This is a genomic window from Streptomyces sp. BJ20 (genome assembly GCF_022869105.1).
Lineage (GTDB): Bacteria > Actinomycetota > Actinomycetes > Streptomycetales > Streptomycetaceae > Streptomyces > Streptomyces griseoincarnatus.
This window is the reverse complement of the sequence record NZ_CP094918.1, coordinates 7,213,213-7,235,952: the sequence shown is the minus strand read 5'-3', so window position 1 is coordinate 7,235,952 and position 22,740 is coordinate 7,213,213. Positions and strand designations below refer to the sequence as shown.

The 22,740-nt window shown below is 67.7% G+C and carries 19 protein-coding genes and 1 pseudogene; 11 read left to right on the top strand and 9 right to left on the bottom strand.

Features of this window, described 5'->3' with window-relative positions; genetic code table 11:
* Positions 1-230: 230 nt before the first annotated feature.
* Together MTR79_RS32620 and MTR79_RS32615 are read left to right on the top strand one after the other, a co-directional pair.
* On the top strand, positions 231-2,336 hold the full coding sequence (locus tag MTR79_RS32620; protein WP_244792885.1) for a site-specific DNA-methyltransferase: 2,106 nt from the start codon (positions 231-233) through the stop codon (positions 2,334-2,336).
* A complete protein-coding gene (locus tag MTR79_RS32615; RefSeq protein ID WP_244792883.1) occupies positions 2,336-4,906 on the top strand; it encodes a DEAD/DEAH box helicase family protein in 2,571 nt (856 codons plus the stop codon). The genes MTR79_RS32620 and MTR79_RS32615 overlap by 1 nt, the downstream gene beginning before the upstream one ends.
* Before the next feature lie 61 nt (positions 4,907-4,967).
* Here MTR79_RS32615 and MTR79_RS32610 read toward each other — a convergent pair whose 3' ends face one another.
* The 4 genes and pseudogenes from MTR79_RS32610 to MTR79_RS32595 form a co-directional block, all read right to left on the bottom strand.
* Positions 4,968-6,749: a site-specific integrase gene (locus MTR79_RS32610; RefSeq protein WP_244792880.1), complete on the bottom strand. Its 1,782-nt coding sequence runs from the start codon at positions 6,747-6,749 to the stop codon at positions 4,968-4,970.
* 11 nt (positions 6,750-6,760) lie between these two features.
* Entirely contained in the window at positions 6,761-7,060 is a 300-nt protein-coding gene (locus tag MTR79_RS32605; protein ID WP_244792878.1) for a helix-turn-helix domain-containing protein, read from the bottom strand.
* Between the two features lie 260 nt (positions 7,061-7,320).
* Positions 7,321-7,554: pseudogene (locus MTR79_RS32600) on the bottom strand (helix-turn-helix domain-containing protein); the annotation flags it as partial.
* A gap of 125 nt (positions 7,555-7,679) precedes the next feature.
* Complete coding sequence (locus MTR79_RS32595) at positions 7,680-8,195, bottom strand: helix-turn-helix domain-containing protein (RefSeq protein ID WP_244792876.1); 516 nt, start codon at positions 8,193-8,195, stop codon at positions 7,680-7,682.
* A gap of 294 nt (positions 8,196-8,489) precedes the next feature.
* Here MTR79_RS32595 and MTR79_RS32590 point away from each other — a divergent pair, with 294 nt between their 5' ends.
* The 5 genes from MTR79_RS32590 to MTR79_RS32570 all read left to right on the top strand — a co-directional run bounded on the left by MTR79_RS32590 (position 8,490) and on the right by MTR79_RS32570 (position 14,232).
* Positions 8,490-10,013, top strand: a complete 1,524-nt coding sequence (locus MTR79_RS32590) for a DnaB-like helicase N-terminal domain-containing protein (RefSeq protein WP_244792874.1) — start codon at positions 8,490-8,492, stop codon at positions 10,011-10,013.
* Positions 10,014-10,389: 376 nt separating this feature from the next.
* Positions 10,390-11,370 carry a DUF2637 domain-containing protein gene (locus MTR79_RS32585; protein WP_280518395.1) on the top strand — a complete coding sequence of 327 codons (981 nt, stop codon included), beginning with the start codon at positions 10,390-10,392 and terminating at the stop codon, positions 11,368-11,370.
* 323 nt (positions 11,371-11,693) lie between these two features.
* Positions 11,694-12,095 carry a plasmid mobilization relaxosome protein MobC gene (gene mobC, locus MTR79_RS32580; protein ID WP_244792872.1) on the top strand — a complete coding sequence of 134 codons (402 nt, stop codon included), beginning with the start codon at positions 11,694-11,696 and terminating at the stop codon, positions 12,093-12,095.
* A 4-nt stretch (positions 12,096-12,099) separates the two neighbouring features.
* Positions 12,100-13,776, top strand: coding sequence for a relaxase/mobilization nuclease domain-containing protein (locus MTR79_RS32575; protein WP_244792870.1), 1,677 nt, complete (start codon positions 12,100-12,102; stop codon positions 13,774-13,776).
* A 66-nt stretch (positions 13,777-13,842) separates the two neighbouring features.
* On the top strand, positions 13,843-14,232 hold the full coding sequence (locus tag MTR79_RS32570) for a hypothetical protein (RefSeq protein ID WP_244792868.1): 390 nt from the start codon (positions 13,843-13,845) through the stop codon (positions 14,230-14,232).
* Positions 14,233-14,300: 68 nt separating this feature from the next.
* Here the strand turns inward: MTR79_RS32570 and MTR79_RS32565 are convergent, their stop codons facing one another.
* The 3 genes from MTR79_RS32565 to MTR79_RS32555 all read right to left on the bottom strand — a co-directional run bounded on the left by MTR79_RS32565 (position 14,301) and on the right by MTR79_RS32555 (position 16,332).
* Positions 14,301-15,005 carry a hypothetical protein gene (locus MTR79_RS32565; protein WP_244792866.1) on the bottom strand — a complete coding sequence of 235 codons (705 nt, stop codon included), beginning with the start codon at positions 15,003-15,005 and terminating at the stop codon, positions 14,301-14,303.
* A gap of 91 nt (positions 15,006-15,096) precedes the next feature.
* A complete protein-coding gene (locus tag MTR79_RS32560; RefSeq protein WP_244792864.1) occupies positions 15,097-15,396 on the bottom strand; it encodes a hypothetical protein in 300 nt (99 codons plus the stop codon).
* Between the two features lie 249 nt (positions 15,397-15,645).
* Positions 15,646-16,332, bottom strand: a complete 687-nt coding sequence (locus MTR79_RS32555; RefSeq protein ID WP_244793370.1) for a DUF317 domain-containing protein — start codon at positions 16,330-16,332, stop codon at positions 15,646-15,648.
* Positions 16,333-17,103: 771 nt separating this feature from the next.
* Here MTR79_RS32555 and MTR79_RS32550 point away from each other — a divergent pair.
* The 3 genes from MTR79_RS32550 to MTR79_RS32540 all read left to right on the top strand — a co-directional run bounded on the left by MTR79_RS32550 (position 17,104) and on the right by MTR79_RS32540 (position 20,122).
* Positions 17,104-18,282 carry a hypothetical protein gene (locus MTR79_RS32550; RefSeq protein WP_244792862.1) on the top strand — a complete coding sequence of 393 codons (1,179 nt, stop codon included), beginning with the start codon at positions 17,104-17,106 and terminating at the stop codon, positions 18,280-18,282.
* A gap of 326 nt (positions 18,283-18,608) precedes the next feature.
* Complete coding sequence (locus MTR79_RS32545; RefSeq protein ID WP_244792860.1) at positions 18,609-19,274, top strand: HAD family hydrolase; 666 nt, start codon at positions 18,609-18,611, stop codon at positions 19,272-19,274.
* Positions 19,271-20,122: an NAD(P)-dependent oxidoreductase gene (locus MTR79_RS32540; protein WP_244792858.1), complete on the top strand. Its 852-nt coding sequence runs from the start codon at positions 19,271-19,273 to the stop codon at positions 20,120-20,122. Before MTR79_RS32545 ends, MTR79_RS32540 begins: the two co-directional genes overlap by 4 nt.
* Positions 20,123-20,158: 36 nt before the next feature.
* On the opposite strand, the gene MTR79_RS32535 is transcribed toward MTR79_RS32540, so the two are convergent.
* The gene (locus MTR79_RS32535) at positions 20,159-20,743 is read right to left on the bottom strand and encodes a guanylate kinase (RefSeq protein WP_244792856.1); all 585 of its coding nucleotides are present in this window, start codon (positions 20,741-20,743) and stop codon (positions 20,159-20,161) included.
* Positions 20,740-21,780, bottom strand: a complete 1,041-nt coding sequence (locus MTR79_RS32530; RefSeq protein ID WP_244793355.1) for an AAA family ATPase — start codon at positions 21,778-21,780, stop codon at positions 20,740-20,742. Before MTR79_RS32530 ends, MTR79_RS32535 begins: the two co-directional genes overlap by 4 nt.
* 281 nt (positions 21,781-22,061) lie before the next feature.
* On the opposite strand from MTR79_RS32530, the gene MTR79_RS32525 reads away from it, so the two are divergent.
* Positions 22,062-22,739, top strand: coding sequence for a class I SAM-dependent methyltransferase (locus MTR79_RS32525; RefSeq protein WP_244792854.1), 678 nt, complete (start codon positions 22,062-22,064; stop codon positions 22,737-22,739).
* Position 22,740 lies beyond the last annotated feature (1 nt).

The window sequence follows — 22,740 nt, the reverse complement described above, 5'->3', positions numbered from 1 at the left end:
TTCCATCGTCTGTCAGCGCCCCCTGGATCCGGCCCAATCACCGGGTACAGGGGGCGCACTGCGGCCCGCGGCAGTGGCGCTGCGACGGTTCGTCTCAAGCACTCTTGCAGGCAGCCTCTGCGGCGTGCGTGACGCACGTGGCTGGATCTGTCCAGGAGGATTCGCATACCGGTGCGGTATGAGTGCGACAAAATAGGCTGCGTCACCTTCAACCTGCAAGGGAACGCTGCATGACCTCGAACTCGACGCCCCGACACCAGGGGCGCCTCGAACTCACCTGGACCGACAAAGACAAGACGCTCCTGTCGACCGGAGACGGCAGGTACGACTACACGTTCGTCGACCCGTCGGACTACCGGGTCTCCGAGGTCCGGCTCCTCCACGAGGTTGATCGAGTCGAGGCACCGACACTCGAAGGCCGTCCGGCAGACCTGCCGGCGCCGACTCACGACAACCTCCTCATCACCGGCGATGCGATGCACGTACTCGACGCGCTCGCCAAGATTCCGGCATACGCCGAGAAGTACCTAGGTCGGGTCAAGCTGGTCTATATCGACCCGCCCTTCAATACTGGTCAGGCGTTCACGCACTACGAAGACAACATCGAGCACTCAATCTGGCTTACCCTCCTGCGGGACCGGATCCGCCAGATCAGGCCATTGCTGGCGGACGATGGGTCGGTGTGGGTGCACCTCGACCACGTCGAGTCGCATAGGTGCCGCGTTGTTCTGGACGAAGAGCTGGGGGAGCGTAACTTCGTCGCCGAGGTCGCCTGGCAGAAGGCGGACTCGCCCCGGAACGACTCCAAACTGCTTTCGACTTCCCAGGACACGATCCTGGTCTATCGGAAGTCCGAGTCCTGGGCCCCAAACAGAATGCCCAGGCTCGCCGCGTCGAACACGAGCCGCTACCAGTCGCGTGACGGGGACCCCGTGCCGTGGCGAGACGGAGACGCAACTGCAGCCAACGCTGCTACGCACCAATCGATGGTGTATGCGATCCAGCACCCCGTCACCGGCACACTGATGTACCCGGGCGCGGGCCGCTGCTGGGGAAAGGCCCAGTCGTGGATGCTGGAGCAGATGTCGGAGTACGCGCCGTACGAGCTGCGTGACATCGGCGACGAGGCGGAGCGAGCACGTATCTGTGGAACAACGCCTGACAAGGTCAGGGCAGGCGTGCCGGCCATGATGCTGTCGGTGCCTGTGGACGAGGCGGCTAAGCTCGCCCAAGCCCGCTACGACGCTGGTCACTGGCCTGAGATCGTCATGCTGGGCCTCCGGGAACGCATCCAGCGCAAGAAGCACCTGGAGGACAACGGTCGCGTTCCCGAAACGCTCTGGCTGGGAAGTGAGGTGGGAGGAAACCTTCGCGGGAAGATCGAGATCAAGGCTCTGTTCCCCGACGAGCACCCGTTCGCGACGCCGAAACCGGAAGCGTTGTTGGCCCGCATCATCCACATCGCCTCGAACCCCGGCGACATCGTCCTGGATTGTTTCGCCGGTTCAGGTACTACTGCGGCTGTCGCCCACAAGATGGGCCGCCGATGGGTGACCAGCGAACTGCTGCCCGACACGGTGGCTCGTTATGCGCTGCCCCGGCTCACCAAGGTCCTCAACGGCCAGGACGCCGGGGGCATCACCGCCGTCACCGAGCGAGTCTCGGCAGTTGGCGACGATGAGGACGGCGATCGCGGTCTTCCCGATGGAATGACGCCGGACGAGGCACACGAGTTCAACCGGCTGCTCACCAAGGTGACCAAGGCTGTCGGGCCGGAGCTCGACGCCGCCACTATCAAAGCCCTCAAGGCAGCCACCAAGACCAAGAACGTCAAGAACGTCAACTGGCACGGCGGAGGAAGCTTCACGCATCTCCAGGTCGGCGAGTCCATGTTCGTGGAGATGAGTGGCATGGTCCTCTTGGCCGACTGGGCCGTCCAAGGCGCACTGGCCGAGGCGATGTGCGCCCAGCTGTCCGTCCCTTACAAGCCCGACGGCATCTTCGCAGCCAAGCAGGGCCGCTCCCGTTACGTCGTCATCGACGGCATGGTCGGCACGGGCACCGTCGCGTCCATCGTCGACAGGCTCGCAGAGGACGAGGTCGTGGAAGTGTGGGCCACTCAAATCCAGGACGGTGCCGCCGAGGCGCTGAAGCAGGCCCGCCGCGGTTCCCGGCTCGAACTTATTCCCGACAAGGTTCTTGATAACTACCGGCGCAAGTCAGCCCGCAAGTCTCCGTTTGGCGCAGGTCGCTCCGTGGTGCCATCACCCCGGGCCACAGATGAACCGGCTGAGACCGCCACCGTTGACGCCGCGACTGAAAGGGAGACCGCCTGATGGGGGAGTTGCAGTTCCAGTCCGACCTCCTGGCCGAGGTTGCCCACCGTCTCGACCTGCGTGAGCCGAACCGCAAGGCCATCGAGTCGGTGATTCTCCGCACGTCCGACCACTACGACGTGCAGGAGAAGACTGAGCCGTACGAGTGCATCGTGGACTCGGCCACCGGCGTGGGAAAGACCTACGTCATGGCCGGACTGATGGAGTACCTGGCCGGAGCTGCGACGCCGGTACGCAACTTCCTGCTGTTGGCGCCCGGACGGACAATCCGAGACAAGTCGATCCTCAACTTCACCGCCGGCAATTCAAAGTCGCTGCGGCATATGCTGCGATCCGCCCCGTACGTCATCACGGCCGACAACTTCAACGCGCAGTCCACCCGAGTCGCGATCGATGATCCGACGGTCACGAAGCTGTACATTTTCACGGTTCAGGCCCTGACGTCAGCTACAGGCGAGGGGCGTACTACACACGTGCCCCTGGAAAACTTGGGCATGTCCTTCTTCGACCACCTTGCGCGGCTCGATGACCTCGTCATTCTGGCGGACGAGCACCACTGCTATCGAGGACCGGCTTTCTCCCGAACCATCCGGGACTTGAAGCCCGAGCTCGTAGTCGGTATGACTGCTACGCCCGTAAGAGCGGACGAGTCCCTCGTTGCATTCCGTTACCCGCTAGCCGCCGCTATCGCGGACAAGCTCGTGAAGACCCCCGTGATGGTGGCTCGCCGTGACGACCGCTCTGACGTCGAGACGAAGCTGCTCGACGGCGTCAATCTGCTGCGCTACAAGGGCCAAGCCGTCGACGCCTACTGCGACGAGAATGGTCTGCCCCCGGTGAAGCCGGTAATGCTGGTCATCGCCCGGAACATTGAGGAGGCCGAAGAATTTCAGGCCGTCCTCGACTCGGGCAGCTTTGATGGAGGTGCGTGGGTTGGAAAGACGCTCCTGATTCACTCGAAGTTGACCGGCGATGCCAAAGAGAAGGCCCTGGCTGATCTTCAAGCCGTCGAGAATCCTGACTCGCCGGTCCGCATCATCATCAGCGTCGGAATGCTGAAGGAAGGCTGGGACGTCAAGAACGTCTACGTGATCGCCTCCATGCGGGCTTCTGTCTCGGAAGTCATGACCGAACAGACCCTCGGCCGCGGTATGCGGCTCCCGTTCGGCAAGTACACGGATGTCGAGATCCTCGACACGCTCGAAATCCTGGCCCATGAGAAGTACAGCGAGCTACTGGAGAAGCGGAAGGTCCTCAACGAGGCTTTCATCGACTACAGCACCTACGCAGAAGTACGGCGCCTCGCCGATGGCAGCTCCGTGGTCCGCCAGAAGACTGTCGAGAGTGATGGGGAGGTCATCGGTCTTCCCGGAGGTGGTCGACCTCAGGCCGGCGATACCAGCCAGCCAGAGGGAGGCAACATCAGCCAGAGCGGTGCGCCGGCTACTGGGCAGGGATTGACCTCGGGAGTCACTCCAGGAGGCCCCACGCCGGCTGCCCCCGATGGGCGCGGGGTTGTGGACGTGGAAACCCGTACGCGCGAGGCAGCGGAGGCTGCCAAGAAGACCTCCACGGTGGTCCACTACGACCCGCTGCCTGATCGAGAACCTATCCTGATCCCTAAGTTGATCTCAGTGCCGCAGTTCGTCCAGGTCAGCCTTAACGACATCGTCGACTATGGCCCGTTTGAGCGGCTCGGCCGCACCCTCACCGCCGACTATTCCGATGAGTTGAAGCGGACGAAGATCGTCGCCAGTCACGACGGCCGCAAGGTCATGACAGCGACCGAGACGGCTAACGACAAAATAGTTTCCGCGTTGCCGCTCGACATCCCTCTCTCGGTTACGCGTGAGGCGCTCGTTCGCCGAGTCATGTCCGTCAAGGGCGTGCCGAACCGTGCATTGGAGCTTGGAGCTGCCCAACGGATCGTCGACCGCCTCATTGAGGCGATGGGGGAGAAGGCAGCCGACCATCTCTCCGCCTTCGTCGACCGGTGTGGCCAGCGTCTCGCCACCGAGGTGGCCAAAACCCTCCGAGATGTAACCCAGGCCCAGGTCACCTATGACGACGACGTGCAGCTCGTCGCGCTCACCAAGACTCGCGAGACGCGTAAGCGCCAGGTGGCCGGCCACGCCGACGGTTCGTTCGACAAGGCGATTGCCTTCAACGGCTGGAGCAAGAACCTCTACAGCCACGCCTGGTTTGACACCGCGCCGGAGTTCAAGGCAGCCAACGCTATCGACAGCGGCAAGAACGTTGTCGTGTGGGCGCGTCTGCACATCAACGATGTGCCCATCAAATGGACCTCAGAGGGGCGAGAGTACAACCCTGACTTCGTCGTCATCGAAAAGGTGGACGGGCAGCGCATCGGCTGGCTGGTTGAGACGAAGGCAGACAAGGACATGACCTCTGCCGAGGTGGTTGGCAAGCGAAAGGCAGCCCGGAGGTGGGCCAACACCGCGAACTCCTCACCAGACGTCGATATCACCTGGAAGTACCTCCTTGTGGGCGAGCAGGACGTCGAGGACGCGCAAGGGTCCTGGGAGTTCCTGAAGGGCTTCGGCCAGTAGGTTGAACGCCATGAAGCCGGGCGACGGACACTCGTCGCCCGGCTTCTAAGGCCGCATTTCGCTAATGCACGTAGGCGTCCCCGTACTTCTCGGGGTTCCTGGCCCTATCCACAGCCTGTGCACAAGCATCGGCGAACGCTGTGGTCACAGCCTCGCGATCCGTGCCCCGGACCTGGGCCTCGACCTCCTGGCCAGGCCGACGGGTGGTGTGCCAGCGCACCGGCAGGTCCGTGTAGAGGTCGGTCTCGAACTCCCAGGCTGGCGTGGACCATTGCTCATCGTGGCCGACGTTGAGCCGCTCCCCACCGGGCAGGAACAGGGCGTGGGCATGGTGGACAATCCGGCGGTCCGGCATGCGGTCGCGGATAGCTTGCACGCTGCCAGGGCCCTCGTGCTCCCACTGCGGCCGGTCCCACATTTCCACATGCGCAGGCTTGCCAGGGTGATCGGCGCCCCACTGGGAGACCACGGCCTGGGCATGCTCGTTGTGCAGGAACGGAACATACCGCTCGCCGAGACAGGCCACGTACACATCCGGCCCTGCTGGTACGGGGCCCTGACTCAAACCCGGCATGGGACCTCCAGGTGTCGACGGGAACTGGTGCGGTGTTGAGCCCCAGATCAGGGCGCCGACCTTCGCTGCCGTCTGCTGGAGCACCTGGCCGGTGAGGTGCTGGTAGCGGCGACGCATCCGGGCGGACTTTCCGGGCTCCCAGCCCATGATCCTGTCGACGACCGCTTCGGGGACGCCGAGGATGAGAAGCACAGTGGCGGCTGTGTGACGGGCGTCGTGGAGGCGCCCGTCGCGGACGTTCGCCGCCTTCAACAGGTCCTTCCACCTGTGGAAGTCCGTGTTGGGGTTGAGCGGCTCGCCGATCGGCGAGGTGAACACGTACCCCTTCTCCTCCCACAGGTCACGGGCAAGCATCCGCTCGCGGTCTTGTGCCTCCTTGTGCCGACGTAGCAGCTTCAGCAGCTCCTCGGGCATGCCGATCGGACGCTTGCCGGCGCGGGTCTTGGTGTCCTTCGTTTCACGCCGGATATTGATCTTTTGCGGGCAGTAGCCGGGCTTGTTCCGTCCGCACTTGTCGCCGCAGCCGTGCTTGTAGCGGGGCCGCAGGCGCCCTCGGCGTACGAGGATTATTCCGTTCTCGAAGTCGACGTCCTCCCACTTCAGGCCAAGAACCTCGCCCTGGCGCAGGCCGAGCGCGAGTGCGATGACCCAGCGGGCGGTGTTGCGGTGCTTGCCTGCCTCGAGAAGGAGGCGCTGGACCTCCTCGACCGTGTACGGCTCGACCTCCTCCTCTTCGACCTTGGGGGCCTTGGCGATGGAGGCCGGGTTGATGGTGAGGTGGCGTCGGCGCACGGCTTCGTTGAGCGCGGTGCGGATCGTGCGGTGCGCCTGGTGGACGGTGCCGGCGGCGCTGCCGTTGGCCTGCATCTTCCGGTAGAAGCGCTCCAGGTGCTCGGGCTCCAGTTTCTCCAGGCGGTGGGCGCCCAGACCGGGGATGAGGTGGTGGTAGACCGCCACACGGTATCCGTCGATGGTGTTCTCGCTGACGCTGGGCGCGGCGATGTTCTCGACCCAGTGGGTCAGCCAAGTCGCAACCGTCCAGGTCTGACCGGCCTTGCGGACGCCAGTGGAGTCGCGCTGCTTCTCCAACTCGCGCACGAGTTTGGTGACCTCGGGACGAGTCTTGCGGCTGATGTGGCGGCGGTCAGGGGTGCCGTCGTCCTTGACGCCGACGGTGACATAGCCGTGCCAGCGGCCGTCCTTCCCGAGGAAGATCGAGGAGGCGCCGTTGGGCTGGCGGGATGCGCTGGGCTTCTTGGGCTTTGCCATGCGTGCCCGCCTCAGGCCGCGGTGTCGAAGTCCGTGGCCCGGTAGCGGCGGGCTAGGAATTCGCCGAGTGCCTCAGCGGGTATGCGGCGCAGGCTGCCGATCTTGGCGGAACGTATCTCCCCGGAGGAGACGTACTCGTACATCTTCGTCCGGCCGATGCCGAGCCGGCGGGCGGCCTCCTCGACGGTGAGCCCGACGAGGGTGGGGTCGCCGGGTTCGTCACCTCTCTCGGCCATCAGGGCGCGCAGGGCGTCCTCGGGGACGCCGAGCAGCTGGGCGATCTGGGTGACGGGCAGGGGGAACTGAGGCAAGAGGGCTCCTCACACCTGGTCGCGGACGGAGCGCCAACTCCGAGCGGACCGGTCGTGGTGGTGGGTGGTTGGGCGGTTGCGCAGACGCGCGTGAGGATGTGCCGCAGGGGAGGGCGCTCGGTGTTCGCAGCACCGAGGCGCCAGCGGCAGGCGGCTATTCGTCACCGTGTTGGGGTCTTTGGCCGCCGGAAAGTAGTCGCCGAGCCAGCGGATCAGTCGGCCGCGGACGCGGCCATGCCGCTGGGGCGCTGCGGGTTCCGGGCCGGGCGCTCTTCGTGCATGCGGATGATCTCGGCGAGGTGATCGTCCGAGAAGCGGTAGGCGCGTCCGACGCGGGTGAACGGGATGAGCCGTCGGCGGGCGCGGTCCTTCACCCACCAGGCGGAGCAGCCGAGGACGGCGGCGACTTCCTCGGGGAGTAGAGGCGCGGGAAGGCGGCCTCGGCGTGCGGAGTCGGTGCGGCGGGCGGCAGGGGGTATTGCGGGTTGGGGCAAGGGGTGAGTCCTCTTCTGGCAGGCGTGGGTGCGGCAACACCGGCCTGCCGGTCGATCGCTAGGGATGAGGGTGAGATGCCCGTACTGGGGGTTTGCGGGTCCAGGACGGGAGTGAGAGCCGGCGGTTACACCTCGTCTTCGGCATCGGCATCGCGATGCTCGCCGGGCGGCGGTCCGTACGTCTCCAGCAGATGCTTGGTGGACGCCTCGGCCATGGCATTGGAGACCATCGCTTCTGCCTCCTCACGGATGTCCGGGTGCTCGGCGAGGTACGCGTCCAGGTCGTCGCGCGCCTTGGTGTAGGCGGCGTTGGCCCGCTGGGTCTCGCGGAACGAGTCCACGACGGCGTCGATGAGTTCCATGGCGCGGGCCTGGGCGGCGAGCTGTGGGGGTCCTACTAGGTTGCGTAGGTCGATGCCGAAGACCTCGGCGAAGCCAATGGCCTCGTCGAGGTTGATGCGGCGTTTGCCGTTCTCGATGCGCCAGACCGCGGACGGGTTCATCTCGAAGCCGGCCTCGTTCAGGCGGTCGGACAGGGCGTTGGTGCTCCAGCCGCGCGCCTCGCGCTCCAGCTTGATGCGCACTGCGACGTTGCCCTCGCCGCTGAGCAAGACGCCCTGCTGGGGGCCTTCATCGACCATTGCCCACCTCCTTCCGTTCGTAGCAGCCTCCTGCCAATCGCAGTGACCCCATAACAGTAGCATGCTTCCTGCGAGATGCAGAACACTTCTGCGATCTGCAATTCATATGGCATACTGGTGGTCCCCACCACGCCAACCCGAGGAGTCCGCGCGACCGCACGTCACATGAATGAAGCCCCCGGCGATGCCGGGGGCTCAAGCGCAAACCTCTCAACCGCCATCCCTAGCGATCGACCCGCGGAGTCCGGGATTGCCGTCCCATATGGCCCGCGAGCAGAGGAGCTGATGCCCAGTATGGCCGATCCCCAACCGAATACGCCATCCCGCTTCGGGGAAGGCCCCGCGCCGGCGCTGGACGCGGCGGAGCCTCCGTACAACGTGGACGCCGAGCGCGCGGTCCTCGGCGCCTGCATGCATAACGGTGACATCATCGACGCGGTCCGGCCGGTTCTGGGCGAGGGCGCGTTCTACCGGCCGGCGCACGAGACCATCTGGCGTGCGCTGCTTGCCCAGCACCGTGAGGACAAGCCGACCGACCCGATCGTCCTGACCGAGCTGCTCCAGCAGCAGGGCGACCTGGAGCGCGTCGGTGGCCGTCCCTACCTGCACCAGCTCGCCGACGTGCACTACGGCACGGGCAGCGCGGAGCACCACGCGGAGATCATCCGCGAAAAGGCCAACCTGCGCCGCCTGCTCGCCTCCGCGATACGCACCGTCCAGCGCGCCCAGGAGCCGGGCGCCGACCCCGAGGCGATACGCAGCGAGGTCGAAGCGGAGATGCGGGCCGAGCGCGAGCGGGCACTCGCCTCAGGCCAGGGACGGCTGAACCGCTTCGCCACCGACGGGTGGTCCTTCGTCAAGGAGACCGGCGCGGACGCCGAACCTTTGTGGGGCACCCGCGAGAAGACCGTCTGGGCGCCAGGCGAGAGCCTGATGATCGTCGGCGCACCGGGGGTCGGCAAGACCACCCTGGCCCACCAGGTGGTCTTCGCCCGCCTCGGCCTGTCGGAGACGGTCCTGGAGATGCCGGTCGCCCCCAGCAGGCGGGTGCTCTACCTGGCCATGGACCGGCCCAGGCAGATCGCCAGGGCGATGGACCGCCGCGTCTTCCCCACCGACGAGAAGATCCTGCGCGAGCGGCTCGTGGTCTGGGAGGGCCCGCTGCCCGCCACCCTCGACAAGGAGCCCGACCTTCTCGCCGACCTCGCCGCCGCCCATCGCGCCGACACCATCGTGATCGACAGCCTCAAGGACGCGGTCAGCACGATGGTCGACGACAGCCTCGCGGTCGCCTTCCACAACGCCCGCATGCGCGCCCTGCGAGGCGGCGTGGAGATCCTGGAGCTGCACCACCAGCGCAAGGCCACCGCCGACGCCCCGCGCGGCCAGCGCCCCGCCCTGGACCAGGTCTACGGCTCCACCTGGATCACCGCCGGTGCGGGCAGCGTCCTCTTCATCACCGGCCGGGCAGGCGACCCCGCAGTCACACTGCACCACCTCAAGACCCCCACCGGGGAGATCGGCCCGCTCGACGTCACTCACGACCACGTGCGCGGCACCACCACGGTCGACCCCAGCAAGGACCCCGCCGTCCTGCTGCGCAACGCCCCCAGCGGGCTGACCGCCCGCGACTTGGCGGCCATCCTGATCGGCGGCGGCGACCCCGAGCGCGCCGACGTGGAGAAGGCACGCCGCCACCTCGCCCGCCTCGTCGACAGCGGCCTGGCGACCAAGGCCGACGGCATCGCCGGAGGAGCCGGAGGCGGACAGCAGACCCGCTACTACGCCTCCGCACGCCACCTCACCGCCGTCGGCTGACCCGCACCGGTACCGGCGCGAAGCGATCACGCGACCGTACACGCGGCCCTCACGCGAAAACCCCGCCGTGAACCGCTCACAGCGTCCACGCTCACCGCAAAACCGCAGGTAGAACGATCACGCGAGCGTCCACGCCGTACACGCGGCCAAGCGATCACGCGCGGGGCCCCCTTTAGGAGGGGGCCCGCGTGAACGCCCCCTCCGTGAACGCTCCCCCTCCCTGCACCACAGGCCCCACCGCACCGCCCTGGAGTCCTTCGCCTTGCACTCGCCCACTCCCGATAACCCTGGCCGACGTACTCGGCAGCCGCGCCGGCATCGCCCTGCTCCCGCTCGCCCCGGCCGCCGAGTACTCGCACCCGCCGGGGGGCGTCGCCTGCGCCGCAACGGACGCATCACCCTCGTCATCGGCCTGGTGGCCGTCGTCCTCATGGCCTTCCGGGTCTCGTGGAACGCGCTGTCCGACATAGCCCGCGCCATCGGCGCCGACCCCACCGCCGCTCTGCTCTACCCAATCGTCGTCGACGGGCTGATGGCCCTCGCGCTGGTCGCCACGCTCGCGCTGACCGGTAACGACCGGAAGTTCGCCCTGCGGGTCCTGGCCACCTACACGATCGCCAGCCTCCTGCTGAACTACGTGCACGGCCTCATTCCGGCCCTGCACACCACGTCGCAGTGGGGCCGACTGGCCGACTGGGAACCTGCGAACTGGGCCCTCGTACTGCTGGCGACCTCGCTCCCGGTCGGGTCGATCTACTTCGGGTCGGACCTCGTGGCGAAGGTGCTGCACCACAACCCCGAGTCGGCTGACTCTGCCGCCGTAGCCCCTGCCGAGTCGGCTACTCAGGTAGCTGACGAGCAGGCCGGACGGTCGAGGTCTGACCAGGACGAATCGGCCCCAGAGCAGCCGACCGAGTCGACCCCCGTGAAGGCCGCCGAGGCACCCGTGACGAGGCCGACCGAGGCCGACGAGTCGGCCCCCGCTACCCGACCGCCCCGGCCGGCCACCGCGGTGGAGTCGACCGGATCCGCCCCGCGTCGGTCGACCGGTCGGGTCCGCGCCACCGCCAAGTCGACCGCCGGACGTACCCGCACCGACGCCGAAATCCTCGACGAGGCCCGACTCCTGACCGCCGACTGGAGCGACGACCGGCTGACCGCCGAGCGTCTGCGCAGCGAACTACGGATCGGCCAGCAGCGCGCCCGCGCCCTGCGCGACCAGCTGCAGGACGAGCGCACCGGCCAGGCCGAGCCCATGGCGTACGACGGCTTCGAGGCCGAGTCTCTCGAGGGACTCGACGAAGTCGCCTCCCAGCGGCAGACGAACCTCGACGCAGCCCCCGTCGGCTCCGTCTGACCCCCGCAAGCGCACCGATCGCCGCACCCCCTCCGGCTCACGCCGTGTCCCGGGCAGACAAACGCGGACATGGGTGCCGCCCACAGCGAAGCCCCCGGAACCAACACCCCACGGAGAACCGACCCATGCACGACCCGAACCACGAACCCCCCACCCCGCAGAAGGAGATAGCCACGGGCCTGAACAGCGCAGCAAGTTGTCCGGTAAGGACTCCTTACCCGGCCCCCGCCCCGGGGGAGGCGGGGGCAACCGGCGCAGGGGCGCCGGAGTCGGCCGGCCCAGGGGGGCCGACCGGGACAGGGGGTACCGAGTCGTCTCCGAACGTGCCGCTCCAGTCTGCGTCACGTCGCCGTCTGCGTGACAAGCAGCTGCGCGAGCGCCGTGTCCATCCTCGTTACAACGACAACGAGTTCGACCTCGTCCAGAAAGCCGCTGCCCTGAGCCGCATGAAGCCCGGCGGCTACGTCGCCGAGTGCGCGCTCGCCGCCGCCCGCGCCGACGACCCCACTGCGGCCGTCGCCGACTACCGCGCCATGGTGAAGGCGCTGATGGCCGCCAACGGGCAGCTAGGCAAGATCGGCAGCAACCTCAACCAGCTCGCTCGCCACCTCAACCAGGACGGCGCCTGGCCCCACCCCGACACCGTCCAACGGCTCCTGGAGAGCGTCGAGGCATCCATCGCCGGCCTGGACACCGCCGTAGCCCAGATCACAGAGGCGCGGTGAGCTCTTGATACCGAAGATCATCCTCGGCAAGGGGCCACAGGCCACGCGCCGCACGATCGGCTACCTCTTCGGCAAGGGCCGGGCCAACGAGCACATCGACCCGCACCTGGTGGCCTCCTGGAACGGCTTCGCCCCCGACCCGGGCCGCAGCCCGCACCGCGACCCGAAGGAAGTGGAGGCCCAGCTCGCCGCGCAGCTCGACCAGCCCGTGAAGATGCTGGGCGACAAGGCACCCAAGTACACCGTCTGGCACTGCCCCGTCCGTGCCGCACCCGAAGACCCGATCCTCACCGACGCCCAATGGGCCGACATCGCCCGCCGGATCGTGGCCGCCGCCGGCATCGCCCTCGAAGGCGACGATGAAGCCTGCCGCTGGGTGGCCGTCCGCCACGCCGACGACCACATCCACATCGCCGCCACCCTCGTCCGCCAGGACGGCCGCCGCCCCCGACGCGACTACGACATCCGCGCCGTGCAGAGGGAAGCCCGTCAGATCGAAATCGACTACGGGCTCAGGCGGTTGAAGCCGGGCGACGGCACCGCCGCCAAACGCCCCACCAGCAAGGAGCACTTCAAGGCCAAGCGCCTGGGCCAAGACGCCACCTCCCGCGAGATCCTTCGCCTGCGCGTGCGCCGTGCGATGGCCGCCGCCTCCACCGAGGCAGAGTTCTTCGCCCTACTGGAGGCGACCGGCGTGACCGTGCGCCTGAAGTGCGGCCCGTCCGGCGACGCCCTCGGCTGCAACTTCGCCCTGCCCGGCGACACCACCGACAAGGGCGAGCCCGTCTTCTACGCAGGCTCCACCCTCGCCGCCGACCTCTCCCTGCCCAAGATCCGCCAACGCCTCACCACCACCAGCCCCGAACCCGTGGCCGTCCGGCCGGGCAACCCCTGGCACCAGGCCACCGCCGCCACCGAACGCATCCCCCACCACCTCACCCGCAGCGACGACCAAGTGGCCCAGGGCCAGCTGGCCGCACTCAGCGGAGCACTCGACCTGCTCCCGCTCACCGCCCCGCCCGCAGCGCGTGCAGAACTCGAACACGCCGCCGTCGCCTTCGAGCGCGCCACCCGCTCCCGCATCGCCGCCGACCACGCCAGCGCCCGCGTCCTGCGCCGCAGCGTCCAGGCGATCTGGAAGGACCCCGCACGGCATGGGGACGGTGCCGGGCTGGCGATGCTGCTGGACGTCGCGCTCACCGCGGTCGCCTACGCGATGCACTGGCACCGCACCCGCCAGCACGCCCAACAGCAGGCAGCAGCCGAGCAGACCCTCATCCACTTGCAGGCCGCGTACGTCCAGATCACCGGACCGGTCCTGGCCGGCCTCGCCAGCAGGGCACCCAGCCCACAGACCCAGCGCCGCTACGCCCACCACCTCCAGCAGACGGTCCCCGAACACGCCGAACGCATCCTGGCCGACCCCGCCTGGGAGGCCCTCGCCGCCGTGCTCGCCGAGGCGGAAGCAGCCGGCCACAACGCGACCACGGTCCTCGACCAGGCCCTCAACCAGCGCACGCTCGACGACGCCCACAGCCCCGCACGAGCACTGACCTGGCGCATCCGCCGCCTCGGCGAACGCCACGCACCCGGCCCACGAGCCCAGGCAGCCAACATCAGCCACGCCGCAGCACACCCCGCCGCTCCGCGCCCGCAGGAACCCCAGACGCGGCGGCGCTGAACACCCCTACGCCCGGCCGCCACCCTCACCGACACCGATCACACGACACCACACAAGGAACCGCCCATGCCCCAGCTCTCCGTCCGCCCCAACGTCGTCGTCCTCCTCACCGAAGTGGACAGCACGCGCCCCGATGACCCATCGCTCCTGTATCGCCGCAATGGGACCCCATTCACCACCGCCGAACACGACCTGATCTGCACCGCCACCCCGGCAAAGATAACCGCCGCGAACGGGCAGCGACGGCTTGAGAACGAGTGGGCGCGGGAAACCCACGCGATGCAGAAGGCCCTCGTCAATCTATTCATGAAGTACGTCGACCAACTCCCCGATGGCTCCTGCAGCAACATCTACGCCACCATGACCGACGAGGACTACGCGGAATACGAGCGCCTAGTCAAGATCGTCGCCGCACGAACCGGCCTCGAATACCTCGCCGAGCACGAAGACAACTGACTGGACACACACCAACGGCGGCCCACCCAGTGGGCCGCCGTTGCGGCAGGACTGAAGCGGCTGCCTGTTCACCCCGCAGACCTGACCACCGTGGCCTTGGCGACCGCCTCGCGCACGTGGGCATCGACAAGGCCGGGGCTGCCGGAGACCACGACGACCACCGTCCCCGTGCGGACGGCCGTTTGCTTGACGATGCTGCTCCGCCCGCCGGCGGCGAAGGTCAGCAGTTGGCTCCACTGCTCGTCTCCCAGCCGGGCGACGAGCACCTTCTGAGTCGTGACCGTGACGGCCGTACTGCCGGTGAGGACCTGGTAGGTGGGGCAGGACGTCATCGCCTCGAAGACCCGATCCACGCTCCGGGAGAGCTTGTCCTCGGTGTCGCTGTACAACTCCTCGCCCACCTCGGAGTCGCTGCCGTCGGCATAGGTGAAGGACGCCTTCGCCTTGTTCGGGAAGTCGAAGCTGCCGCCGATCGCGGTCTCGCTGCCGAGCTTCTCCAACGCCGGACAGCCGAGGACCGTGACGTCATCGTGCTGCGCGGGGCGCTGCGGCGTGCGGGTGTAGCCCTCGCCCAGATCACTCTCGTCCAGGAGCCGCTTGGCCAGTGCGGCGGAAGACAGCGGAGCGGACGCCGGACTCTTGCCGTCCGGGCGCACCGAGACGGTCGCCGAGGGTGTCGGGTCGAATGAGTCTGCACTGTCCGTCGAACAGCCCGCCAGGGCAAGGACGATGAGGACGCTGAGGCTGAGGACGGTCGTGGTGCGAAGGCGCATGCGAACCCCTTGGTGGTCTGCGAAGCGGACAGGTTGACCAGGCCGGTCCTCCGGGCGCCGGCAATGCGAAGGGATCGAGGGTTTCGGGGGTTCAGTGGCCGAGGTGGCGCAGGCCCTCTTCGAGGGTGGGGTGGAACCGGTCAACGAGACCGGAGTGGCGGTTGAACCAGGCCGCATCCAGGCCGGGCTCCTTCGTCTCGTGGCCAGCCCTGCAACGCAGCCATATCGAGTCGTCGCGCAGGCAGAAGATGATCCAGTCCCGGTACATGCCGCATCCGGGGCATGTACGGACCTCGCCACCGATGACGAGCGGCTGCTGCCAGCGCATCATCACCCCGGCCACCTCCTGCCGGGACGGCACCCGCAGGTCCGGCGGCAGGAAGTCGGGCACCACCGCTTCCCCTGCAGCCGGAGCCGATGCAGTCGACTCGGATGCAGCGGGCCACGGCTGCGTGGCCTGTAGTTGCCGTAGCAGCGCGAAGCCCGCACGCTGGGCCTCACGGAATGCGCGGTCCTCGCGAGCGCGTCGAAAGAACAAGGTCTCTTCCTCTCTGTCATCTGGCGGGCACGGGAAACGTGCCTCTGCTCGGTGAGACTGGCGACGAGCCGTACACCAGCGGCTCCAACGGGGCAGGGGCCGTCAGCTGCGGCGAACGACGGTGAGCCGGCCCTCGGCGCTCTCGGGCACGGTGCGGCGGGGCACCGGAACCGGCGAGGCGAGAGAGGAGGCGAACGCGGCGACCAGGTCATGGGGGACGCTGGCGCTGAAGCTGGCGCACCACAGGTACGGGGCGCCGGGAACGGGATCCGCCCACGCCTGCCAGCCCACCAGGTCGGGGCGCGGGTCGGCATCCTCGATGAGCGGCGGCAGCATCTCCAGGGAGACGCAGGCGGAGAACCCGGGGTCCGTGGCGGTTGTGCGGGGGCAGTCCAGGTCGCGGATCCAGCCGCGGGCACAGAGCGCGTTGAGGACGGTCTCGGGCCCTGCGAAGCCGACGTCGGGCGTCTTACGGCTGTCGATCTCCACGAGGAGATCGGCGAGCGCCTCGTACGGAACGCCGGCGGTGAAGTACGCGTTCCACTCCGCCATCACGGACGCGGCATGCGCGCGGGTGCTCAACTGCCAGGCCACCGGCAGCCCACCCAGCTCGAACGGGTAGGCCGCGAGGACCCATTCAGCGCCGCACAACCCGTTGGGGCTCAGGTACAGCAGGGTGTGGCGGGCGGTGGGCCACATGCGCCAGCCCAGATCCGCCAAGGTGTCGCCGATCCGCTCGGCGAGCGCGTGGTCGTCTCCGGCCAAGTGGCGCGGGGTGACCCAGTACACCGGGTCAGGCGAGTCAAGGCGGGAGGGTTCGCTGGGGTGGTGCGGATGCAGGGGCGCCTCCGTGGGCTCGGGGGTGGTGTCCAGCAGGGCGTTGTACGTTGACATGGCTTGCCGCCCGTGCACCAGCCTTTCAGGGGGTCTTTCCTGTCTGCCCCCGGCGAACTTGTCTGTTGTCAGCGAAGCCAACCGCTTTGCCATCCAACCCAGTCGAATAGCGGTGATCTCTCGGTGTCGCCGCAACGGACACCGCGGCCATGCCGTTACCCGTGAGCTGCGCACTCGCGGATGGGACACTTGTACACATGAAAGAGGTGCGCTGCGAGCGATGCGACAACATCATCGGCATGGGGTGCGCCTGCCCTCCTGATGGCAGCGTCCCCAAGGCACACCCGGAGGAAAGGCGTGTTCGACAGGAGTGGCGGCGGTTCCCCGGCAACGCCATCTTGATCAAACAGAATGGTAAGGCGCACGTTCCAGGCGCCTGCGATCACATGACAGAAGACGAGGTGCGGCCTCCGAAGTGGGGTTGGATCCTCGATCCGTCCCCCGGAGATTGGGACCGCATCAGCGAAAGCAGCCCAGCCATCGCCACTGGAGGAAACCCGCAGCTGCGGGCGACGAGCCGGTGCATGACGTGCATGGGGACTCTCGGCGGCTGATGAGCTGCAGGGCGCGCTGTGCTGTGGGATAGCTGACCAGAGGGCCGACAGCTTGCCGTCGGCCCTCGTTCGTTTCATGGTTCTTGTCGGAGAGCGGCCGTAGGCTTCCCGCATGAGTTCGGTGCGCGCCCGGGTGTGGCGCTTCACGGTCGAGAAGGGAAAGGCTGGCGCTGAGGCCGTCCAGGCTGTCGAGATCGGGCAAGGCCCTCTGCCGGTGTCGTTGGCCGCAGTGGTCAACATCAACGCCCTTGCCTGCGACTTGCGCAAGACGGTCGACCAGCGTGTGCGCGACCACGAAATCAGCCTCCTCCTCAGCTACATCGCCGGCAGCCCGGGCGCTGGTTCGCTCGGGGTCGACTGCCCCGCCCTCGACTCCAGCTCCGGTCATATCCGACGCTTCGTCAGCGAGTGCACCGGGCTCGGGGTGATGACCGCTGCCAGCGAGGCCCTCTTCGACTGGAAGCCCGGGGCTAACGGGCTCAGCAGCTTCGACGTCCTGCCCGGGAAACTTGTCGGGACCTACGCGAAGAAGGGTGTGCGGCCCGACCTGCTGTATGACCTGGCGACCGGTCCGCTTGCTGGGGAGGCGCGGGGTCGGCGTCGCGATCACAAGCAGATGTTCCCGGCTGGCAAAGGTACCCAGGCGCAGAAGGCGCGCTTGGAGAAGCTCGCGCAGTGGTCCGTCGACCACGGTGATCACGCCTACTTCATGAGCTGGGTCTGGCTCGGCACGGGCGGCATCTACGTCGACATCTTCCTGCCCGACGACGCCCCAGCCACGGCCGGACTCAAGACCGGGTGGATCGACATGCCGGGCAGCGGACAGCCCTGGCGATTCCGCGTTCCCCGGCCTGATCCCCGTCGGCGCGAGGACCTGGAGCCGGAGGGAACCCTCGGGGTTCGGGCTGATTCCGCGCCGTCCGATGTGGAGGGCTCAGCCGACGTAACCGGGGCCCACGTCAGGACAGCGATCAGCCTGGCCGAGCCGGTGGTCGAGGCGGCGATGAACCGGTCCTTCAGCCGCGAGGACACACTCGGCACGTTCTCTGGCGTGGAGGTCCGCGGCCGTTGGATTCGCGGCGATGCTGTCGGCCAAGCACGCCATGAGGTGCTGCTCGGTGTCCTAGGAGAGCGCGTGCCGGTGGACCACCGGGCTCAGCGCCGCCAACTAGCCTCTCGGACGGACGACCGGCTCGATGTGTTCCTCGAAGGCCGCCTGCTCACCATCGTGCACCCGGTCGACAGCCCGCGACCGAGCTGGGACCGGATCCAATCAGAGCTGCTGGGGTAGGGAGACGCCGGTCAGCTGCGACCCGGATCGCCTCCAACCGGGCCGGCCGATCGATTGGGACCAGTTCCCGCCGCGCGCACATGCGCCGATGAGCAACGACAACGAGATGGTCACTGTCCTCTACGGCGACCACGACGTCTATTTCGTCGAATTGGGCCGACTGACCGACTCTGCCGCCCTTGCTCGCACAGAGCGAGCAAGGGCCGCGCGTCCCGCGCTGTGCTCGGAGTCAGCGGCCACCGTCTACGGCGAGGGCGGCGAGTTTGGGCCCGCTTCCCCTGCCCGGAGAAGCCCGCGACTGATCTGCCCACATTAGAGTGCGGCGTGTGCAGCGCCTCGTCTTCTTCGACCTCGACAACACCCTCGTGGACCGGCACGGCACGCTCGCGGACTGGGCCACGGACTTCACCATCCGCCACCGATTGGGTGAGGAAGTGCGGCAGGAACTGCTCGACCTGCTCCATGAACGCACCTACCCGTCGAGCTTCGAGGAGATCCGCACTCGGTACCGGCTGACCAGCACGGCGGACGACTTGTGGCGGTCGTACTGCGCCGACATCGCCGCTATGGTGTCCTGCCCAGCCGACGTCCTCACCGGCTTGGACGAGCTGCGGAGGCACGGTTGGCGCATCGGCATTGCGACCAACGGCGCCACGGACATCCAGACGGCCAAGCTGCGGGCCACCGGCATTCACTGCCGTGTGGAGGGCATCTGCATCTCTGAGGAGGTCGGCGCCCGCAAGCCGGAGCAAGAGCACTTCGCCCAGGCCGCCGCGCGCTGCGGCACCACATTGAGCACGGGCGGCTGGATGATCGGCGACAACCCGGTCAACGACATCGGCGGCGCCCGGGCTGCAGGGCTCAGCACCATTTGGATCGCCAATGGTTCTCCCTGGCCGAGGGACCTTCCCGAGCCTGATCACCGGGTCCAGCACACCCGTGCGGCCATTGAACTGCTCCTGTCCGACAGCGCCACGAGGAGTACGACGTGACAGCCACAGTTGGGTTGCTGCACCCCGGCAGCATGGGAGCCGCGTTCGGCGCCCAGCTGCGTGACCGCGGCATCACTGTGCTGTGGTGCCCGCACGGCCGGAGCAACGCTTCCGCCCGGCGGGCTGAGCGGGCGGGACTCGAAGCCGACACCCTTCCCTCGCTCGTGGCCCGCGCTGATCTCCTCCTGGCCTTGTGTCCTCCGGCTGCGGCAGAGGACGTCGCAGCGCAGGTCTCGGAACAGGGCTTCGCAGGCAAGACGTACCTGGAGGCGAACGCCATCGCGCCGGAGCGCATGCGTCGCATCGCCGGATGCCTCCCACAGAGCGTGGTTCTCGACGCCGCCGTGGTCGGCTCGCCGCCCGTCGACGGGAAGTCTCCGACGCTGTACCTGTCCGGCCCAGGAGAGCAAGCCGCCGAGGTCGAGGCCCTGTTCACGGACACCGCCGTGCGAACGAAGTTCCTCGGCGAGGAGATCGGCAAAGCCTCCGCGCTCAAGCTGGCGTACTCCAGCTACCAGAAGGTCTCTCGTGTCCTGGCTGCCGTGGCGTACGGAGCGGCCGACGCGTACGGCGTCTCCGACGAGCTGCTGACGATTGCGGCCAAGCGCACCCGGAGCTACCTCGTGGAGACCGACTACATCCCCAAGACTGCGGCTCGCGCCTGGCGTTGGGGACCCGAGCTGGAAGACGCGGCAGCGCTGCTCGCCGACGCCGGGCTGCCGGACGCCCTCATGCACGCCGCCGCTGAAACGCTCGCCCGATGGGACGCCAGCAGGGACACGAACCTGGATATCGCCCAAGCCCTGAATGCCCTGCGCGTGGAGGAGGATCCGGATCAGGTGGGCTGACCGATTTCCGTCCACGGCACCTGCTGCGTCCGGCTCTCAGGAGGAACGCCCCGCAGCGCGCACCACATCATGGATCCTCTGCGCTGCCTCAGGGGGCGCCGTCTCCTCCGTATCCACGCGCAGCTCCCACTCGGAGTGCGGATGGGCTGCAAGGTCGGCCTGTGTGGCGTCCCAGGCAACCAGCCGGGCATGGGTGTCGGTGTCGCCTCGCAGGGGTGAGCGCCGAGCGGTGGTGTCTTTGGAGCACCACAGCAGCACGCGCGTCCAGTGCGCCGGAAAACGGGCGGTGACCTGCTCGATCCCCGCCATCTGGCCGAGGTGCACGACGGGAACCATGCCGCCTCCCATTGCGTGCTCCAGGCCGGCCCGGTCGACCACGTAGATGTTGCCGTACCGGTCGTTGCGGTAGATGACGTCGCCGCGTGCCTCCAGTTCGGCCAGCTGCTCCTGGCTGCCCATTCGGTAGCCCTTCGTCCGGCCGCTTCCGATCTTGAGGCGAATGAAAGGGGTGTATCGGGGGTCGAGTTCGGTGAGTGCGGCGGTGACCGTGTCCTTGCCCGAGGCGGGTGGCCCGTACAGCAAGATCCCGTGAGTCTGGGAGAGGGGCTTGGCGGGCTTCACTGGAACACCGTCCCGAAGACTTGGCGTACCTGGTCGGTGAGGGATATGGCCGCGCCGAGCCGGTTGTCGACGACCAGGTGCGGCACTACGGGACGCACGTCGAGGTCGATGGTGGCCGCGTACGTGTCCCAGTTCTGCAGCTTCCAGCTGTCGCGGGCGGCGGAGCGGAAGCTGATGTGCTCGTGCATGGTGTCGAGGTCACAGAGCACCCACACCACCACGACGGTGACCCCGCGTGCTTCGCACCGGTTGATCAGGCGCCGCATCCACCGCTCGTCGGTCGCCTCAGCGACGAACGGCGCCGAGAGGACGGTGCTGATGGCGCAGTCGACGTTCGCATACGCAGTTTCCAGGAGGCACTGGTATTCCAGTGGGCGCACCTTCTCCCGGTACAGGTCCGTGTGGCGGTCGTTGGGGTCGCTGCCCATCTCCACGAGGAGACGCTCGACGAGCGGCCTCGTGATCGGGTCCTTGTCGAGCACCGGCCATCCGGTGAGCTGCGAGATGAAGCGGGCGAACTCCGACTTACCGCTTCCTGCATAGCCTCCGACCATCATCAGCGTCGGCCGGTTCGGGTCACCACCGGTATGTCGACGCTTCCAGGCATCGAGAATGCGCTGCTGTATGCCCAGGCCGTCAACCTGCTCCGTCGCGGGCGTGAGCTGGCTCAGTGCGCGCTCGACGGCCAGGACGTGAGTCCCGTTGTGCTGCTCGCTGGACGCAGTGAACGCGAGCTCCGTCGCCTCGCCGGGCAGCGGGGCACGGAATCCAAGCTCGGGCTCGGTGGCGCGGTACAGCAGGCAGTAGGCGCGGCGGTAGTGCGGTCCGGGATACACCTCGCCCTGCTCGTGTTGCCACAGCGTCTGGAAGTTGGCCGCCGGCACGGCGAGCCCAGCAGCCGCAGCGACCTCGCGCAGCCGCTCACCCGCGCCTTCGAGCGTCAGGCCGTGTGCCTCCCGTTGCTCCCTCAGCTTCTCCGGCCGCCACCCCGGACGGTTCCTGCCCACGTGTGCTACCGCCTGCCCATCTCTAGTCATGATCCGGAGGCTAAGTCTGCCCCTCATGAGCCCATGTGTAAGCGGATGTTGAAAAGTCAGCTCGCCAGCCGATGAGCAGCAACGACAACTGCTTGTGATACTCCCCACCCTGCTCTGCCGGTGTCATGGACGCACCCCGAAGCGGTGATTGTCCGGCCACCTCGGACCCTCATTGTCCCCACGAGATCGGACCGCGTTCTTCCGCATCTCGATCACGCCATGCGTGCGCCCGAAGCGGCTGACCACGTGACAGCACCGCGCCAATGGAATGAGAGGCCACCGTGCACGACGCGACAGAGCAGGTCTCGGACCAACCCGACTGGTCCCATCGCCAGATCGCTTACTACCGAGCAAGGGCCGCCGAGTACGACAGCGCATACGACGAACGCCTGCCCATGCCCCAGCTCGCGAAAGCCCTTGATGAGCTCCCCATCAGCGGCGACGTCCTTGAGTTCGCGTGCGGAACGGGTCAGTGGACCCAGCTGCTCGTCGGCCGCGCGCGCACCCTGACCGCGCTGGACTCCGCCCCGGAAATGCTCCGTATCGCCCGGGCCCGGATGCGGGGTACGGCGACGCGCTTCATCGAAGCGGACATCTTCAGCTGGGAGCCGGACCGCCCGTACGACACCGTCTTCTTCGCCTTCTGGCTCAGCCACGTTCCGCCCGTGGAGATGGAAGCCTTCTGGGCCCTGTCGAGGTGGGCGCTGGCTCCCGGTGGCTGCGTGGTCTTCCTCGACGACTCGCTCGCGAAAGCCGAGTTCGAAGAACCGGTCGCCGAGGCACAGGTGCCGACAGTGCGCCGTCGTCTCGCTGACGGATCCCAGCACCTCACCGTGAAGGTGCTGCACGACGCCCCCAGTCTCACCTCGCAGCTGAACGACCTGGGGTGGGAAGCCCACATCGAACCGATCGACGCCTATCACCTCGCTGGCATCGCACGTCCTCGGGAGAGCGAATGAC